Consider the following 18286-nt stretch of genomic DNA (forward strand, 5'->3'; position numbering starts at 1 on the left):
CAATTACAATTTTTCAGTAGTTTGACCCAAATCTTTTAATTCCGGATGCGAATCTATGAATTCTACAGCCGACTGATATCCCGCTTCAAATATTTCTTTTGCTTTTTTGATATCGAAAACCCCATATCTTGCCAACCCTTTGGGTTCTATAAAAAAATCACATTTCGACTTTCTGCTATACACATTGTAGTTCATAGCCATGATGACTGTCCTTTCTATAAGATTTTTGATATTGGTGATATTATGCTCCTCAGGCAGATGATTACAGTTCACCCCAATCACCACGTCACACACACCTTCGTGTGGTTCTACGGGAAGGTTATTCAAGACTCCACCATCTACATAAAAGTTCCCATCAATTTCTATGGGGTCAAACATTCCCGGAATACAGGAAGAGGCCATTATTGGCTGGATCAAATGTCCTTCTGAAAAATAAACCACTTTTCCCCTTTTGATATCAGTCGCAGCCATGATCAATGGTGTTTTCAATGAGGAAAAATCATTGACCGGCAAATACATTTCGTAGAGCTGCAAAACGCTATTCATCTTCAGTATTCCAGTCCAGCTAATAGCCGGTCTCATAAACTTGAAGTAGTTCGTTTTCACTATGATATCCATGATTTCTTCCGGATCATAACCACTACAATACATCGCCCCAACGATTGCCCCAGCACTGGTACCACTTACTTGGGTTGGGAATATTCCGTTTTCATTGAGCGCCTTGAGTACACCCAAATGGGCAATACCCCTTACGCCACCCCCAGAAAAAGCAATGCCTATTTTTTTGTCAGATTTCATTGAGTGAAAATGTTTGATCTAAACGAACTCCCTTGTCCGTCATTTTTACGGTACAACACTCATTCACAGGATCATGTTCCAGAAAAATGATGTATTCATTCAATGCAGCCTCTTCCAAGAAGCTTTTCTTTTCTTCCAAAGTCAAAAGTGGCCGTGTATCGTAGCCCATCACATAAGGCAATGGAATATGTCCAACCGAAGGAAGCAAATCCGCTGCAAACACAACTGTCTTACCTTTATAGCTGATTTTTGGAATCATTTGCTTGTCGGTATGTCCATCTGCAGTAAAGTATTCAAATCCTTCAAACAGCTTTTTTTCCTTGATATCCAAAAATTCCAGCTGGCCACTTTCCTGCATTGGAATAATATTCTCCTTTAAAAAGGAAGCCTTCTCCCTGGAGTTTGGTTCAGTGGCCCACTTCCAGTGATCTGCATTTGTCCAGTATTTTGCATTCTGGAATACAACCTGAAGTTTTTCTTTGCCTCCGCCAACATACGAAACACCACCGCCACAATGGTCAAAATGAAGATGCGTCAAAAAATTATCTGTAATATCCTTAAAATCCACCCCTAATTTGTGAAGGGAGGATTGCAATGAATCATTTCCATGCAGGTAATAATGCGAAAAAAACTTAGCATCCTGTTTTTCGCCAATCCCATTGTCAATCAAAACCAACCTTCCCTGATCTTCTACCAGCAGACACCTCATAGCCCATGTACAGAGATTATTCTCATCAGAAGGGTTAGTCCTTGACCAAAGTGTCTTAGGGACTACACCAAACATGGCGCCACCATCCAACTTGAAAAAACCAGTATTGATAACATGAAGATTCATGAGGCAAAGATTTAAATTTATGATATTGAAAAAAGAGAAATTCCCGCAAAAATAGGCTCAAAGTCTATTTACCAACTCGATCCATGCATTTTACGGGAATAAATATTTTATTCTACCACCACACCCATTGCACAGAATTTATCGATTCTTTGATCAATTCTCTTTTCAGGTTTGATTTTGTCCAACTCTTTCAAGGCCTCCAAAATACTAGCCTTGATCGTACCTGACATTCTTTTCATGTCTTTGTGTGCTCCACCAAGTGGTTCTTCGATAATCCCATCAATCAAGCCATTGGATTTCATATCATTTGCGGTGAGCTTCAGTGCCTCTGCCGCTTGCTCTTTGTAATCCCAACTTCTCCACAAAATCGAAGAGCAGGATTCCGGAGAAATCACAGAATACCAAGTATTCTCCAACATCAAAACCTTGTCTCCGATTGCAATTCCCAAAGCACCACCAGAAGCACCTTCTCCTATGATGATACAAATCACAGGGACTTTCAGCATAAACATCTCCTTGATATTCCTTGCAATCGCTTCACCTTGTCCACGCTCTTCCGCTTCAATACCAGGAAAAGCTCCGGGGGTATCGATCAAAGTCACTATGGGTTTTCCAAATTTCTCTGCCATTTTCATCAGGCGAAGCGCTTTTCTGTAGCCTTCAGGATTGGCCATTCCAAAATTTCTCTCTTGGCGCTGTTTGGTATTCCTACCTTTCTGTTGCCCTATAAACATGACAGATCTGCCATCTAAGTCCCCTAGACCACCAATCATTGCCTTGTCATCCTTTACAGAGCGATCACCATGCAACTCAATAAAGTCATTGGTCATCTCGTAAATATAATCCAAAGCATATGGCCGATCCGCATGCCTAGATAGCTGAACTCTTTGCCATCTAGTCAAATTTTGAAATGTTTCTTTTTTCAAAGTCTGTATCTTTTCTTCCAAAGACTGAATATCCGAGGCAAGATCTATATTCTTACCTTTCGCTAAGTCTTTCATTTCTTGTAACTTAAGCTCCAAATCAGCAATTGGCTTTTCGAATTCTAATACCATAGTAAGCGTTTTTGACAAAGACAAAGATAAAAATAATATGACTAAGAAAAATATTTTTATCCAATACACTGGAAGTTAGAGACATAAATTTAAAGTACTTGAAAAATCTGAAAAATCAAGAGTGTATACAGTATTTTATAATATGATTATCCGCAATGTTGCACGTTGAGTAAGAAGTAGCTTTATAAGTTGCGGATACTCGTCAATAACTTGTGCGCCGTGGCGTAGACAACAGTTCACACTTGTGCGCCGAGGCGTAGTCAACAGAACCACAAATTGTTCATCCAACAATCTATTGTTTGGCTACGTCCAAGAAAGCGGATAGTCATAATTTATTTTGGAGTTTTCCGGAAGTAAAACCTTTATGCGGACTATTGTGTTTCTGAACCCTTGTCTGTAAATCTCCTGTATAGCCAATATAATAGCTGCTATCTTGAAGGGATTGAAGGATGTAAACAAAAAATTCTATAACGAAAAAAGTCCCAAGTTTTGCTTGGGACTTTGCGGAATGGACGGGACTCGAACCCGCGACCTCCTGCGTGACAGGCAGGCATTCTAACCAGCTGAACTACCACTCCTTTTTTGAGTTTGATTTTAAGAAATATTTGTAACTCAAACAAATATTAATAGCGGAATGGACGGGACTCGAACCCGCGACCTCCTGCGTGACAGGCAGGCATTCTAACCAGCTGAACTACCACTCCGTTTTTTTATTTTTTCTTAAGTGAAACTTGAACCAGCTACCTTCCCGACTTGTCGGGACTTTCTAACCAGCTGAACTAACACTCTTACTCAATTTTTTTGTCACCTTCTCGTTTGAAGTGATGCAAAGGTAGTATTTTGGATAGTCATTGCAAAAAATGATCTAAAAAAAATACACACCTTTACGATATCATTCTTACATTCAAGGATATAATTTTTAAAGCTTGAGTTTTTAAAGCGTTAAAACCCTTTAAAATTTAAATTCCCGAAAGCTTTTTCTGCCAATTCCAAGAATCCCTAAGACTATCTTCAAGTGAAAACTTAGGATCCCAGCCCAATGTATTTTTTACTTTATCGGTATTTGCCCACACTTTCTCAATATCCCCTGCCCTTCTTGAACCGATTTCATAATTCAAATTCCTTCCTGACACTTTCTCAAATGCTTGGATTACTTCCAACACTGTATTCCCATTACCAGTACCGACATTGAAGATGTCTACAAAGTTATCTTCCTGCTTTTCCAAATACTCCAATGATTTGACATGGGCATCTGCCAAATCCAATACATGGATATAATCCCTTACACAGCTTCCATCTTTGGTATCATAATCATCACCAAACACTGTGATTTTCTCCCTGATCCCAGCTGCTGTCTGGGTGACAAATGGAATCAAATTCGCAGGGACTCCAATTGGCAACTCACCTATCTCGGCACTCGGATGCGCCCCAATAGGATTAAAATACCTTAAGGCAACTACCTTGACTCCCGATTTACTCTTGGCATCATCGTGGAGAATATCCTCACAGATTTTTTTTGTATTGCCGTACGGACTTTCAGCTTCTTTTCTTGGTGTAGTCTCCAATACTGGCAATTCATCGGGTTGTCCATACACTGTGCATGAAGAGGAAAACACAATGTTTTTCACTCCAAACTCTTTCATCACTTCCAACATCACCAACAACGACCCTATGTTATTTGAGTAATACTTGAGGGGAATTTTAGTACTTTCGCCTACTGCTTTGCTTGCTGCAAAGTGGATCACACCATCAATTTTATTTTCTTTGAAAATAGTCTGGACCAACCCCTTATCATTACAGTCCCCGATGTAAGTTTTAACATCCTTTCCCAAAATGTTTTTCAATCCATTCAAAACACTTTTTTCAGAATTTGAAAAATCATCGATAATGATCGGGGTATAACCTGATTCTACCAATGCAACTGCAGTATGGGAGCCAATATAACCTGCGCCTCCCGTGATTAAAATATTCTTCATTTTTTCGTGTTTGGTTTAATGGTTTACAATATTAAAAAGATAAACACAGAAGTACATAATGAATTCTGAAAACTATCTGATTAAAGTAAAACTACCTGTAACTTGACCGCTTTTTGCTTCACCATTCAAAATATAATCATATGAAAAAGCATAGCTGTATGTACCAAGCGGAGCTTCTTCGTTGTTGATTTTCCCATCCCAACCACTTGTGCCTTTGTAAATCAATTCTCCCCATCTTGTGAATACCAACAATTCATAATCCAATCCACAATTCGCAACCCCTTCGTATAGCCCATTTTTTGGATTGAATCCAGTTGGCATGCGTACGATTGGATCAGCTTCCAACATTTCCCCATTCCCAAAACTCACACAACCCCGGCTATCGACCAAAGTAACTTCATACGCACCTCTTGATATTCCGTGAAGGAAAACCTGGTTTGAGCTGTCATAATCCCATGTATAAGAATATGACCCTATGTCACCTTCGGGCTCAGCAATCAACTCACCATTCGATTCCCCGGGACAGGCATATTTTTCTATCCGCACATTCACATCCAAAGGCAAAGGTGAATCTACAATAAAACTCACAGGTAAAACACACCCATTTCCATCCGTTATTTCAAATTCATGCAACCTTCCTTCCAAATCATAAAGTGAAATCAAATCTCCTTGAACAATACTTGATGGAGAATTGATAGAATATGGGGCAACTCCACCAGTCACTTCAATGGTGGCTGTCCCATCGCTTCTGCCAAAGCAGGTTGTTGAAACGGTAGCTATTCCAGCAACTTCCAGCATGGGAGGTGCTGAAACATTGATTTCCATATTGATTTCACATCCAATGCTATCAACAATCTTCACAGTGTACATTCCAGGGGGAATCCCTTCGACTATCGGGGTATTCAAGCCCTGATCGTGAGACCATGAAAAAGTATAGGGAGCTTGACCTCCAACCACATTCAATTGAATCCTTCCTGATGCATCGCCAAAACACAATAACCCAGTAGAATCATCCACCTCGGCTGTAAAAACCCCAGTCACCAAAACACTCTTCACTGGAGAAAGCCCCTCACAATCACCATTCTTCAAACTATATTCCCTGTACCAAATCTCTCCACTTGCTTCTGGAATAGACCAATTTACTTGTACCATGCTGTTTTCATTGGAACCTATGATATCACCCCCTACTATAAACCACTCATATCCTCTCCCATTCAAAGGCTCAGGCACGCTATATTCATAGATTTTCGTGCTATCAAAACAAATATGTTCGTCACCAATCGCTTCTTGTGGTTCAATTTGGTTATTGACTTGCACCATCAACTCTGCAACTTCCCCAGGACATCCTTCAAGATTATAAGGTTGAGCTATTAATTTAGCTGTAGGATTGGCTTCCCCCCACCTCACTGTGACATTACTTCCATTCTCTTCGATAATCTCCCCACCTTCCACCTTCCATTCTATCTTCGATGTTTCATTGCCAATCTCAAACCCATACTCTATTTCATCTACATCGGGACAAACAATGACCGGACCGACAATTTCACCTTCAAACCTCTCTACTGTCACCTCAAAACGAATCTCTTCCTGCTGATCACAGCTTTCTGGGCTAATTGATGCCGTAACCAAAACCTCATAAGTACCTGGAGTCTCAAAAGTATGGCTAACTTCCTTCCCTTCTACAATGGCAGATCCATCACCAAAGTCCCATGTGAAATATTCAAAAATTTCATTGTCAGGTTTGATTCTCCACATAGCTTCTGAATTGAGACAGGCAACGAGATCACCTTCAACTTCGAACTCATATTCAGAGGCAATCTCAAAATTCAAATTTTCCAAACTTGCACCTACCGCAAAACCATAAGACTCCATAATACCAAAACCATAAACATAGCCTATAAAACCATCCATATTTTCAAGGTTATTTACCCCAGAAGGAATCTGGATCCTTGCATAGGAAAAAGCCGGATTACTGGGAAATGGATTGAATTGCCCCCCTACATTTTGCCCATTCAAAAGGGTATTTTGAACTGATTCAGTTGCTGTTATTATATTTACATAATGTGAATCAATGGTTTGTAATTCCAAGGCATTAAAAGTTATCTGGCTTAACAGCTGCTGGTTTGGGCTGTAAGTCATCATAAATGGATCTCCAATATTCCTTCCAGCGCCTGGGAGGTTATTATCCATGCTCTTTGCAAACGTAGTCACCGAAATTGGCTTACTGCCAGTAATATACGCTGTTTCTGTATGTGAAAAATTCCTGGAAATAAATCCTCCTGCCCCTATTGTCCCTACAGTCACGCCATCGATGGTGATTTCAGTACCATCCTCAGAAGCCAATACTTTTACCAATTCCCCAGAATCCCTTCCTGCAAACGGTACGTGCAAAAAATCACTCCCCCAAGTATTCACTGGGTATGCTTGCTGAAATAAATGATCACCTGCAAGTCCAGAATTTCCTACCCCCGTGTATTTATTCCCTCCAAAAACAGCTATATTTTTACATTCATTGGCATTATCACCTACTACCCTAATGCGTGAACCAGTCAAATCACCCCTAGCCTTCAATTGGTATGACTCTCCTGAATTCAATTGGATTTCATATGGAATCCCCGCTGCCTGGCCAGAAACAGTGTTTCTTTTTGGAGTTATTTCAATGTTTGTATTATCCTCCACAGCCACCACAAGCATGGTGCTTTCGAAATTAGGCAAAACAGTTCCTACCAATGAAGGGAAAATAGGATTGGTGATAGGAGTGGTACTAACCTCATAATGGGATGTGATGTAATAATCCTTCCCTAACGAACTAATCGGCAATACCACTGTACCATCGGCACTTCTTATTCTCTCATTGAAAGCATAAACGGAAATATTTCCGGAAGAAACAATATGGACACCTTTATTCTCCTTGACTCCGGACCTTCTATGTAGGATATCGAAATTGGTAATTCTACGTACAAATTGCTGCCCAGCCTGGATATTGAAGTTAACCGTACTCCCGGGATACGCTATAGTTCCGGTCGAAGCTTCACTTGCAGTAATTACGATTATCCCAATATCAGGGGCTTCATAGCGGTCTCCATGATTTTCCATAAAACCCACCCAAAACTCCTTTCCAACTGTGGTCACTTGTGCATATGAAACTGTGTTGATGAAAACATTTAAAAATAGAAAGACTTGGATAATAAATATCTTAAGTAATTTTTTATTCATTTGGCGTAACAATTAACTTGGAATTAGGGATCAATATAGAAATCAATTTTTCAATATGTCAGCTTATTTGGAAATTATTTTTCTTAAAAAACCTCATTTGAATATTTTTCCTGTCCCGCCAAAAATTATTGTCTATGAATCATTTACTCGAAGATTTAAAAGCACCCTTAATGACATTTGATTTTATAAAGATAAACACAGAAGTATATAATGAATTCTCAGGGAAACCGCGTTTGACAGTTTCAAAGCGAGAAACTTCAAGGGGTGTCCAATTTAGGTGGATTGGCCTGTGGGGACACAGGCCCAGGTGATTAAATTTAAACCCTCGAAGATTCTGCCTAAAAGCAATTTCCCTGAATGAATTCTGAAAACTATCTGATTAATGTAAAACTACCTGTAACTTGACCGCTTTTTGCTTCACCATTCAAAATATAATCATAGGAAAAAGCATAGCTGTATGTACCAAGCGGAGCTTCTTCGTTGTTGATTTTCCCATCCCAACCGCTTGTACCTTGGTAGATCAATTCTCCCCATCTTGTAAATACCGACAATTCATAATCCAATCCACAATTCGCAACCCCTTCATATACCCCCACTTTTGGATTGAATCCAGTTGGCATGCGCACGATTGGATCCGCTTCCAACATTTCCCCATTCCCAAAACTCACACAACCCCGGCTATCAACCACTGTAACTTCAATATCTCCCTTTGGAACACCCTGAAGGAGTGTCTGATTTGAATTATCCAAACTCCATGTATAACTAAAAGGACCATTACCTCCTAATGGTTCGGCGACAAGCTCACCATTTGACTCTCCCGGACAGGCATATTTCTCAATCCTCACATCCACCTCCAAAGGCAACGGCGAGTCCACAACAAAACTCACTGGAAGCTTACATCCATTGGCATCGGTTATCTCCAGTTCGTGAGGCCTTCCTTCCAAATCGGAAAGTAAAATCGAATTGCCCTGCACAATACTTGTAGGAATATTGATGGTATATGGCACTACACCTCCAGACACTTCAATAGTCGCAGCTCCATCAGCCTTCCCAAAGCAAGTTGTAGAGACTGTAGTGATTCCTGAAACTTCCAGCAAGGGTGGCTCAGATACAATGATGTCTTCTATCTTAATCTCACACCCGAAGCTATCGTCAACGGTTACTGCATATACCCCTGCCGGAACACCTTCGGCAATCGGGGAATCCAATGATTGGTCATGAGACCACTTATAGGTATATGGAGCACGACCACCGGACACATTCAATTCAATCGTTCCCGATTCTTCACCAAAGCACAAAATACCAGTATCCCCATTTACTTCTGCTGTGAAAACCCCAGTCACAACAACATTCCGAGGTAGAGAAAACCCTTCGCAATCTCCACTAAGCAAACTATATTCACGATACCGTACTTGCCCAAGCGTATCGGGAATCGACCAATTTACCTGCAAAACACTATTTTCGTTTGACCCAATTATATCGCCTCCCGTCACAAACCATTCGTACCCTCTTCCATCGACCGGGTTGGGCACATTGTATTCATAGATCGTCGTCCCATCAAAGCAAATCTGAACTTCTCCAATTGATTCTTTCGGCTCTATTTGGTTGTTGATTTTTACCGCTAGCTCAACTACCTCACCTGGGCATCCTTCAAGGTTAAAAGGTAGGGCTATCAATTTTGCTGACGGGTTAGTCTCTCCCCACCTTACCGTGACACGATTTTCAGTCTCATCAATAATCTCCCCTCCTTCAACCTCCCATTCTATCCTTAAAATCTCGTTGTCTACAACAAAATCATATTCAATCTCTTCAATATCAGGACAAACACTGGTAGGCCCTGCAATCTCCCCTTCAAAACTTTCCACCAATACTTCAAAACGTACTTCTTCTTGTTGATCACAACTTTCGGGACTGATTGATGCTGTGACTAAAACCTCATAAGTACCTGGGGTTTCAAAAGTATGGCTGACTTCCTTTCCTTCCAAAAGAGCAGAACCATCACCAAAATCCCATGTGAAATATTCGAAAATTTCATTCTCTGGATTGATTTCCCAAACAGCTTCCGAATTGAGACAAGCTACCAAATCCCCCTCTACTTCGAATTCATATTTCTGCTCAATTTCAAAATTCAAATTCTCCAAACTTGCCCCGACAGCAAAGCCATAAGATTCTATCTCCCCAAAACCATATACATATCCAATTAGCCCGTCAAAATTCTCCAAACGATGTACTCCATGTGAAATCTGGATTCTTGCGTAGGAAAAATCCGGATTACTTGGAAATGGATTGAATTGATTCCCAACATTCTGCCCATCCAATCGTGTGCTTTGTACAGATTCCGTAGCAGTGACAATATTGACATAATGGGAGTTAATTGAGGGTAACTGTAATGCATTGAAAGTGATCTGACTTAAAAGCTGCTGGTTAGGGCTATATGTGACCATAAATGGATCCCCAATACTGCTTCCTGCCCCTGGAAGATTACAATCCATACTTTTTGCAAACCCAGTCACCGAAATGGGTTTATCGCTAGAAATAGATGCCGTCTGCGTATGTGGAAAATCCCTGGAAATAAATTCCCCAGGCCCAATAGTCCCTGCACTTACCCCATTGATGATGATCTCACTATTTTCTTCCGAAGCCAAAACCTTAACCAGCTCCCCTGAATTTCTTCCTGCAAGTGGTACATGCAAAAATTCATTTCCCCAAGTATTTACAGGATATGCTTGCTGAAAAAGATGGTCATTGGCATGCCCGCAATTTCCTACACCTGTCCACTTATTCCCCCCAAAGACAGCAATATTTTTGCAATCATTGGCATTATCCCCAACTACCCTTACCCTGGAACCAGTCAAATCATTTCTAGCCTTGAGTTGATAGGATTGCCCTGAATTCAATTGAATCACATACGGAACTCCTCCTACCTGCCCAGAAACAGTATTCACCTTGGGCGTTATTTCAATATTTGTATTGTCTTCTACTGCAATCACCAGAAGTGTGCTTTCGTTGTTTTCATTGGGATTGAAGGTAGTACTGACCGTCACTACCTCAAAATGGGAAGTAATGTAATAATCCTTTCCAAGTGTACTGACTGGCAACACAACTGTACCATCTGCACTTCTTATCCGTTCATTGAACGCATAGACGGAAACATTTCCGGAAGAAAGAATGTGTACACCTTTATTCTCCGCCACACCGGATCTTCTATGAAGTGCATCATAATTCTCTATTCTATGCACAAACTGCTGACCAGCTTGAATATTGAAATTTACTGTACTACCGGGATATGCAATTGTTCCCGCTGATGCTTCACTTGCAGTAATGACAATGATACCAATATCAGGAGCTTGGGGATATGCTCCATTATTCTCCATAAAACCCACCCAAAACTCTTTTCCCACAGTCGTCACTTGGGCATATGAAACATTATGGATGAAAACACTTAAAAAAAGAGCGTTCAGTATGATAAATCTATAAAGTAAAATTTTATTCATTTAATGGGGCAATTAACTCTAAATCAGTTATCAATATAGAAATCAATTTCCCAATATTTAACCTTAATTGGAAATTATTTATCTTGTTAACAGAAAATGTGGAATATGGACACTTTGTCTTCCCTCAATTGAAATAATTTGTTAATTTTGATTGGTTAACTTTTAATAATCAGCTGTGCCGTACAAAGAACGTGAAATAGAGAAAAAGTACTTTTCAATTGGTGAAGTTGCCACCATGTTTAAGGTTGCCCCATCTTTGATCCGTTATTGGGAAGGGGAATTTGATATCATCAATCCAAAAAAAGACAAAAAAGGCAACAGGAGATTTACCAAAGAAGACATTGAAAAAATCCGATACATCTATCAATTGGTAAAAGTGAAAGGCTTTACGCTACAAGGAGCCCAAGAAGTAATCAAAAAAGAACAGAACCACGTTTTTGACAAAGTAGCTACAATCGATAAACTACATCAAATCAAGAAATTTTTAGCAGAAATAAGGGATACCATGCATGTCAAACCCGAATGAAACTTTACAATATGAATTGGCATTAAGTTTAGTCCCCAAAATTGGTCCTGCCGTATTTAGGGGTATTCTTGCCTATGCCGGTAGTGCCGAGAATTTCTTGAAAATCACCAAAGGAAAAGCCGAAAAAATCCCCCGAATAGGCAAACAAATTGTAGCAATAAGGAATGAGTTTGAATCGAATCTAAAATTTGCCGACCAAATCCTGAATGACTGTCTAAGAAAAAACATTAAGATAGTAACTTTTTCCAGTTCAGATTTCCCCGAAAGATTGAAGAATATTGAAGACTTTCCCTTGGCGCTATTTGTAAAGGGAAATGCGTCCCTAAACCCTTCCAGAACCATCGGAATAGTCGGAACAAGGAATTGCACGGAATACGGCAGAAGTGTCACCAAAAAGGTAATTGAAGACTTGGTCCCTTACCAACCAACGATAATCAGTGGCTTGGCATATGGGATAGACATTGAAGCACATCGTGCAGCACTTCAATATGACTTGCCAACTATTGGGGTTTTGGGATCAGCTGTGGACAATATCTACCCATCACTCCACAAAAATACCGCCAACGAAATGATGGGAAAAGGTGGCTTGATGAGCGAATATAAACCAGGGTCAAAAATGCATTCAAGTAATTTCCCCCAACGGAATCGTATCATTGCAGGATTATCAGACGCATTGATTGTAGTAGAAGCAGCCATCAAAGGTGGGGCATTGATCACTGCCGAAATTGCCTATGGATACAATAAGGAAATTTTTGCCATTCCTGGAAATCTTCAATCACCACTAAGTGAAGGCTGTAACAATCTGATCAGCAAAATGAAGGCGTCTATTTTTACAGGGGTGGAAAACATAGAAGAAGCTTTATCGTGGTCAAAAGAGAATCCACAGGAAAGTAGATTCAACAGAGAAAAAATATGGCTTACGCTACCAGAAGATGAACAAGCTGTTTTGAAAATCCTAAAAGAAAAAGGAGAAATCGAAATCGATCAACTTTCCCTTTTAACCAACTTATCCAATTCCATCCTTTCCTCCAAACTTCTGAATCTTGAATTCGAGGGATTGATCAAAGTATTGCCTGGAAAAAGATATTCCTTGGTACATTAGATTATATCAGAAAAATGATTCTTAGCAGACAATGAACATTTGTTTGTCAAACAAGTATTCTGTGCCATTTATCCCCTTATAATCTTTTTAAATCGAAATATTTAACAAAAAAAGGCAAAGGGAAACTAGCCTCCCTTTGCCTTCTCAAAATCTATTTATTCGATTAATCCCAAAAGCTTTATCCCAGGTTCAAAACAAACCTCACTCTGCGTCTCTGCGTGCAAAAAACATTGCGAAACTTTGCACCTTTGAAATCTTTGCGAGAGAATTCAGCTTCTTGCTTGGTTCATTGGAGTATCATCTCCTTCCCATCTTCGGCATGATGTTGCCAAGTGCTTTTTGTGCTCCTCCCATTTTGTTCATCTGCTTCATCAGTTTTCGCATATCGCCAAATTGCTTCATCAGATTATTGACTTCCGTGATGGTTCTACCACTACCGGTAGCTATTCTTTTTCTTCTGCTTCCATCAATCACGTCTGGGTTCTCACGCTCCAATGGTGTCATACTTCTGATGATCGCCTCGATTGGCTTGAAAGAATCATCATCTATATCCAACCCTTTCATGGCTTTTCCCATTCCCGGAATCATGCCCATCAGGTCTTTGATGTTACCCATTTTCTTGATCTGCTCCAACTGGGAAAGAAAATCGTCAAAATTGAACTGGTTCTTTCTGATCTTGGCGTTGATCCTTTTGGCTTCATCTTCGTCAAATGTCTGCTGTGCCCTTTCTACCAAAGAGATCACATCACCCATTCCAAGGATTCTCTGTGCCATTCTATCCGGATGGAATACATCCAGATTTTCCATTTTTTCGCCTGTGGAGATGAATTTGATTGGCTTATTGACTACGTGTCTGATCGAAATGGCTGCACCACCTCTGGTATCACCATCCAATTTGGTCAACACAACCCCATCAAAATTCAAACGCTCGTCAAAAGTCTTGGCTGTATTTACAGCATCTTGACCAGTCATGGAATCTACTACAAACAAAGTCTCTGATGGATTCAAAGCTTTCTTCAAAGCCTCGATTTCTTTCATCATTTCCTCATCTACAGCTAGACGACCCGCAGTATCGACGATTACAGTCTTTTTACCTGTTTTCTTTGCATAGGCAATGGCATTGTTTGCTATTTCCAATGCATTTTTATTTTCAGGCTCTGCATATACATCCACCCCTATCTGCTCACCCAATACTTTCAACTGATCAATCGCCGCCGGTCTATAGATATCACATGCCACCAACAGCACCTGTCTTCCTTGTTTTTTGAGGTAGCTTGCAAATTTACCTGAGAATGTAGTCTTACCAGAACCCTGAAGTCCTGAAATCAACACTACAGCCGGATCTCCCTTGATATTGACATCCGCCTTGGTCTCACCCATCAACTTGGTCAATTCCTCTTGGGTGATTTTGACCAACAGTTGACCTGGAGAAACTGAAATCAGCACATCTCTACCCAGCGCTTGCTCCCTAATTGTATCAGTTACTTCCTTGGCTACTTTATAGTTAACGTCAGCATCGATCAAGGCTCTCCTAATTTCCTTAACCGTACTCGCTACGTTTATTTCAGTGATTTTACCAGTCCCTTTAAGGGTCTTAAAAGCTTTATCTAATTTTAAACTCAGATTATCAAACATGCCTTTTTATTCTATTTGATGCAAAAATAGAAATTTATTTGGGAAAAGGGATTGCTTACCTCAAAGGTTTTGACATATCCTTCCATTGGCATCAAGAAAGTTAATTGTGATTTAATCCCTACACATTCTTTTTATTTTTTAATTTGCGGACATTCTCAAATTTGAAAACAAAAACCAAATGCATATCAATCTAAAAAAAGACGTTCTACCACATGCCATCAGTGTGGCTGTTTTCTACTTGATCGTTCTATTTTATTTTTCACCAGCTGTATTTGATGGCAAAATCATTTTCCAAAATGACATCCTCCAATGGGAAGGTGGTGCCAAGGAAATTTTGGACCACAGAGCGGATAAAGGTGAAGAAGCCCTTTGGACCAACAGCATGTTTGGAGGTATGCCTTCCTATCTGGTAAGCTTTGAAATTGCAGGAGACATCACCAACTACATCATCAAAGTTTTGACATTGGGACTTCCCCACCCTATCAATTCCATATTTTTCGGAATGGTGGCTATGTATATCCTTTTGCTAAGCTTCAAAGTCAGACCTGAATTCTCAATCATCGGATCCATTGCATTTGCTTTCAATACATTCCACATTATCTCTATAGATGCCGGTCACAATGCGAAGATTTGGGCAATCTGCCTTATCCCATTGATACTGGCAGGTATCCATCTGGCTTTCAACCAAAAGAAGTTGCTGGGATTGGCACTTTTCACTTTGGGATTGATGCTGCAGCTCAAATTCAACCATCTCCAAATCACTTATTACACCGTTATCATTGTATTCATATACTTGATTGCGGTGATATATGAACATGTCAAAACCAAGCAGCTTCCGGCATTTGGAAAAATTGCTTTGATCCTCATACTGGGTACATTGATCGCTGTCGGGGGAAATATCAGTAGATTTTTGAGTGTATATGAATATGGAAAATACTCTACCAGAGGTGCCCCAAATCTTGAAACTGGAAGCAGTTCCCAAGCGGGGTTGGATAAAGATTATGCCTTCAATTGGTCACAGGGAAAAGCGGAAACATTGACGCTATTGGTTCCGTTTTTCTACGGAGGTGGCAGTGCTGAAGCACTTCCCGAAGGTTCCAACACAGAAGCCGCACTGAGGGCAAACGGTGTTGACAATGCCCAAATCAGAGGTTTTCTCAATGGTGCACCAACCTATTGGGGAGATCAGCCAGGTACGGGCGGTCCGATTTATGGTGGTGCCATCATGGTTTTCCTGTTTGTATTGGGAATTATGTATGCCCAAAAATCCTACAGAAATGCATTTCTTGCCATTACGATTCTATCTCTATTCTTGGCCTGGGGCAAAAACCTGGAATGGTTCAACTACACAGTCTTCGACTATTTGCCTGGATACAATAAATTCAGGGCTGCATCCATGGCGCTCTGTATAGCCTTGTTTTCAATACCCTTGTTGGGAGCTTTGGGCTTGGAAGGATTATTCTCTGAAAAACTCGACAAAAAGACCGTAAAAAACTTGGTAATTGCTTTAGCAAGTACGGCTGGTTTCGCACTGGTTTTGGCAATTTTAGCCGGCTCATTTGGATTCAGGGGAACAGTAGACACAAACCTTCCTGACTGGCTGGTCTCAGCTGTACAAGATGACAGAAAAGCATTTCTCAGATCCAGTGCGTTCAAAAGTTTTATATTTATCATCCTTTCGGGCGGTTTGATTTTCGCAGCATTGAAGAACAAAATCTCTATCCAACTTGCAGGATTGGGGGTAGCCATTCTTTTGACTTTTGATTTATGGATCATCAACAAACGCTATTTGAACAACGATTCGTTTGATTTCAACCCATCTGAGCAGTTTTTTGCCGCTACACCTGCCGACAAGATGATACTACAGGATCAGGGGTATTTCAGGGTACTGAATTTGGCTAATCCATTCAACGATGCAAGGACTTCCTATTTCTTCAACAGCGTGGGTGGTTACCATGGGGCAAAAATGAGAAGGTACCAAGAGCTGATCGAAAACGTCATCAGTCCGGAGATGAACCAGTTTATCCAAAAAGCCCAAGCAGGTGATTTTGATTTTGAAAACCTCAATGCCTTGAACATGTTAAACACCAAATACATCATGGCTGGGCAAGCTGAAAATGCTGTATTTGAGAATCCATATGCGAAAGGACCCGCTTGGTTTCCTTCAAAAATCATCTCCACCAACAGCAATGATGAGGAAATCGAGCTGATCCCACAAATCAATACGCTGGAAGAAGCAACGATAAATATGCAGGAATTTGGGGAAATCGAGGCTGGTACCGGCACTGTCTTCCTTGACTATCAAAGTCCCAATGAATTGAAATATGATGTAACTGCTGAAATAGGAGGACTTGTGGTATTCTCTGAGATCTATTATCCAATTGGCTGGAAAGCCACCATAAATGGTCAAGAAGCTGAAATCATCAGAACAAATTATCTACTTAGAGGAATCGTCGTGCCAGCAGGCAAAAGCACTGTGGAGATGAAGTTTGAGCCGGCTTCCTACTACTCTACCAAACCGATGGTTGTCATTTTCCAATACTTAGCGGTGTTATTGTTTTTAGGCAGCATCATTATGACCATCAGAAAATCATCATCTAATGGTCAAGCCTAAAGCCCTGATTGTTGTCCCTTCTTTTCAGTCATTTATTGTTCAGGATATCCAATTACTTTCTGAACACTATGAGTTGATCATCAATCATTACAATTGGAAAAAGAAAGAACTTGCTCCTATTTACCTTATCCGTCAGCTTTTTCATTTGCTGGTTTCGATAAGTCAATGCAAGTTTATCCTGATTCATTTTGGTGGGTACTGGTCATTTTTGCCGACTTTATTGGGGAAAATATTCAGTAAACCTTCTTATATAGTCCTTCACGGAACAGACTGCGCAGCCATCCCTGAACTGAATTATGGTAGCTTGAGAATTCCCCTTTTAAAATGGTTTTGTAAAAAGTCATATGAATGGGCAACAATGCTACTACCTGTCAGTAATTCATTGGTATTTTCCCAAAATAAATTTAACAACCCTAACAGTACAATTACAAACGGTTTCCAATATCATTTCCCCAATTTAAATACTCCACACACAGTAATCCCAAATGGTTTTGATATTGATTTTTGGAAACCAGGTGAAAATGTAAGAAAGGGTCAACATACTTTCATTTCAGTACTCTCGAAAGAACAGTTTATTCTCAAAGGAGGAGATTTGATAGTTCAATTGGGAGAGAAATTTAAGGACTACACTTTTCTTATTGCTGGAATGGAAAAACCAGAGAATCTTTCAACTACGAAAAATGTATATTTTCTGGGTAAGTTACCCCCCGAGCGACTTAGAAGCTATTACCAAAAAGCTAATTTCTATTTTCAACTTTCAATATTTGAAGGTTTCGGATGTGCTCTTTGTGAAGCTATGCTATGTGGTTGTATCCCTTTAGGTTCTGATGTCAATGAAATCCCGGTAATTATTGGCAATACTGGATTGATTCTTAAATCCAGAAAAATTGCAGAATTGGAAAGTGAAGTAAATAAGTTATTGAACTTCAACATTGAGCAAAATACAGATCAAACTCCTAGAAACAGGATAACCAAATTGTACAATCTGGAAAACAGAAAAAAAATGCTTATTAAAACTCTATCAAACAATTAAAT

General features: G+C 40.1%; 12 protein-coding genes and 2 tRNA genes. 4 read left to right on the plus strand and 10 right to left on the minus strand.

Annotated elements, in window-relative coordinates; genetic code table 11:
* Positions 1–3 precede the first annotated feature (3 nt).
* The 9 genes from ACFSKL_RS21670 to ACFSKL_RS21710 form a co-directional block, all read right to left on the minus strand.
* Positions 4–798 (minus strand): patatin-like phospholipase family protein, encoded by a 795-nt coding sequence (locus ACFSKL_RS21670; protein WP_376889283.1) that lies wholly within the window; start codon positions 796–798, stop codon positions 4–6.
* The gene (locus tag ACFSKL_RS21675) at positions 788–1633 is read right to left on the minus strand and encodes an MBL fold metallo-hydrolase (protein WP_376889285.1); all 846 of its coding nucleotides are present in this window, start codon (positions 1631–1633) and stop codon (positions 788–790) included. The genes ACFSKL_RS21670 and ACFSKL_RS21675 overlap by 11 nt, the downstream gene beginning before the upstream one ends.
* 107 nt (positions 1634–1740) lie before the next feature.
* Positions 1741–2688: an acetyl-CoA carboxylase carboxyltransferase subunit alpha gene (locus ACFSKL_RS21680; protein ID WP_376889287.1), complete on the minus strand. Its 948-nt coding sequence runs from the start codon at positions 2686–2688 to the stop codon at positions 1741–1743.
* A 325-nt stretch (positions 2689–3013) separates the two neighbouring features.
* Positions 3014–3238, minus strand: coding sequence for a GIY-YIG nuclease family protein (locus ACFSKL_RS21685; RefSeq protein WP_376889398.1), 225 nt, complete (start codon positions 3236–3238; stop codon positions 3014–3016).
* Positions 3193–3266 (minus strand) — tRNA-Asp (locus tag ACFSKL_RS21690). The genes ACFSKL_RS21685 and ACFSKL_RS21690 overlap by 46 nt, the downstream gene beginning before the upstream one ends.
* Positions 3267–3318: 52 nt before the next feature.
* A tRNA-Asp gene (locus ACFSKL_RS21695) sits at positions 3319–3392 on the minus strand.
* 255 nt (positions 3393–3647) lie between these two features.
* On the minus strand, positions 3648–4664 hold the full coding sequence (gene galE, locus ACFSKL_RS21700) for a UDP-glucose 4-epimerase GalE (protein ID WP_376889289.1): 1017 nt from the start codon (positions 4662–4664) through the stop codon (positions 3648–3650).
* Between the two features lie 72 nt (positions 4665–4736).
* Entirely contained in the window at positions 4737–7880 is a 3144-nt protein-coding gene (locus ACFSKL_RS21705) for a PKD domain-containing protein (RefSeq protein WP_376889292.1), read from the minus strand.
* A 371-nt stretch (positions 7881–8251) separates the two neighbouring features.
* On the minus strand, positions 8252–11374 hold the full coding sequence (locus ACFSKL_RS21710) for a PKD domain-containing protein (RefSeq protein ID WP_376889294.1): 3123 nt from the start codon (positions 11372–11374) through the stop codon (positions 8252–8254).
* Between the two features lie 175 nt (positions 11375–11549).
* Between ACFSKL_RS21710 and ACFSKL_RS21715 the strand changes: the two genes are divergently transcribed.
* Positions 11550–11900 carry a MerR family transcriptional regulator gene (locus tag ACFSKL_RS21715; RefSeq protein ID WP_376889295.1) on the plus strand — a complete coding sequence of 117 codons (351 nt, stop codon included), beginning with the start codon at positions 11550–11552 and terminating at the stop codon, positions 11898–11900.
* Complete coding sequence (dprA, locus tag ACFSKL_RS21720; protein ID WP_376889297.1) at positions 11884–13002, plus strand: DNA-processing protein DprA; 1119 nt, start codon at positions 11884–11886, stop codon at positions 13000–13002. Before ACFSKL_RS21715 ends, dprA begins: the two co-directional genes overlap by 17 nt.
* A 297-nt stretch (positions 13003–13299) precedes the next feature.
* Here the strand turns inward: dprA and ffh are convergent, their stop codons facing one another.
* Positions 13300–14637 (minus strand): signal recognition particle protein, encoded by a 1338-nt coding sequence (ffh, locus tag ACFSKL_RS21725; RefSeq protein WP_376889299.1) that lies wholly within the window; start codon positions 14635–14637, stop codon positions 13300–13302.
* Positions 14638–14815: 178 nt separating this feature from the next.
* Here ffh and ACFSKL_RS21730 point away from each other — a divergent pair, with 178 nt between their 5' ends.
* Complete coding sequence (locus ACFSKL_RS21730) at positions 14816–17251, plus strand: hypothetical protein (RefSeq protein WP_376889301.1); 2436 nt, start codon at positions 14816–14818, stop codon at positions 17249–17251.
* Complete coding sequence (locus tag ACFSKL_RS21735; RefSeq protein ID WP_376889303.1) at positions 17238–18284, plus strand: glycosyltransferase family 4 protein; 1047 nt, start codon at positions 17238–17240, stop codon at positions 18282–18284. Before ACFSKL_RS21730 ends, ACFSKL_RS21735 begins: the two co-directional genes overlap by 14 nt.
* The last annotated feature ends 2 nt before the right edge of the window (positions 18285–18286 follow it).

Source organism: Belliella marina, assembly GCF_042682445.1.
GTDB classification, from domain to species: domain Bacteria; phylum Bacteroidota; class Bacteroidia; order Cytophagales; family Cyclobacteriaceae; genus Belliella; species Belliella marina.

Excerpts from the sequence above, each read along its gene's own strand:
- ACFSKL_RS21710 (WP_376889294.1), bottom strand. The coding sequence starts at position 11,374 with ATGAATAAAATTTTACTTTATAGATTTATCATACTGAACGCTCTTTTT.
- ffh (WP_376889299.1), bottom strand. The coding sequence starts at position 14,637 with ATGTTTGATAATCTGAGTTTAAAATTAGATAAAGCTTTTAAGACCCTT.
- ACFSKL_RS21705 (WP_376889292.1), bottom strand. The coding sequence starts at position 7,880 with ATGAATAAAAAATTACTTAAGATATTTATTATCCAAGTCTTTCTATTT.
- ACFSKL_RS21670 (WP_376889283.1), bottom strand. The coding sequence starts at position 798 with ATGAAATCTGACAAAAAAATAGGCATTGCTTTTTCTGGGGGTGGCGTA.
- ACFSKL_RS21680 (WP_376889287.1), bottom strand. The coding sequence starts at position 2,688 with ATGGTATTAGAATTCGAAAAGCCAATTGCTGATTTGGAGCTTAAGTTA.
- galE (WP_376889289.1), bottom strand. The coding sequence starts at position 4,664 with ATGAAGAATATTTTAATCACGGGAGGCGCAGGTTATATTGGCTCCCAT.
- dprA (WP_376889297.1), top strand. The coding sequence starts at position 11,884 with ATGTCAAACCCGAATGAAACTTTACAATATGAATTGGCATTAAGTTTA.
- ACFSKL_RS21735 (WP_376889303.1), top strand. The coding sequence starts at position 17,238 with ATGGTCAAGCCTAAAGCCCTGATTGTTGTCCCTTCTTTTCAGTCATTT.
- ACFSKL_RS21675 (WP_376889285.1), bottom strand. The coding sequence starts at position 1,633 with ATGAATCTTCATGTTATCAATACTGGTTTTTTCAAGTTGGATGGTGGC.
- ACFSKL_RS21730 (WP_376889301.1), top strand. The coding sequence starts at position 14,816 with ATGCATATCAATCTAAAAAAAGACGTTCTACCACATGCCATCAGTGTG.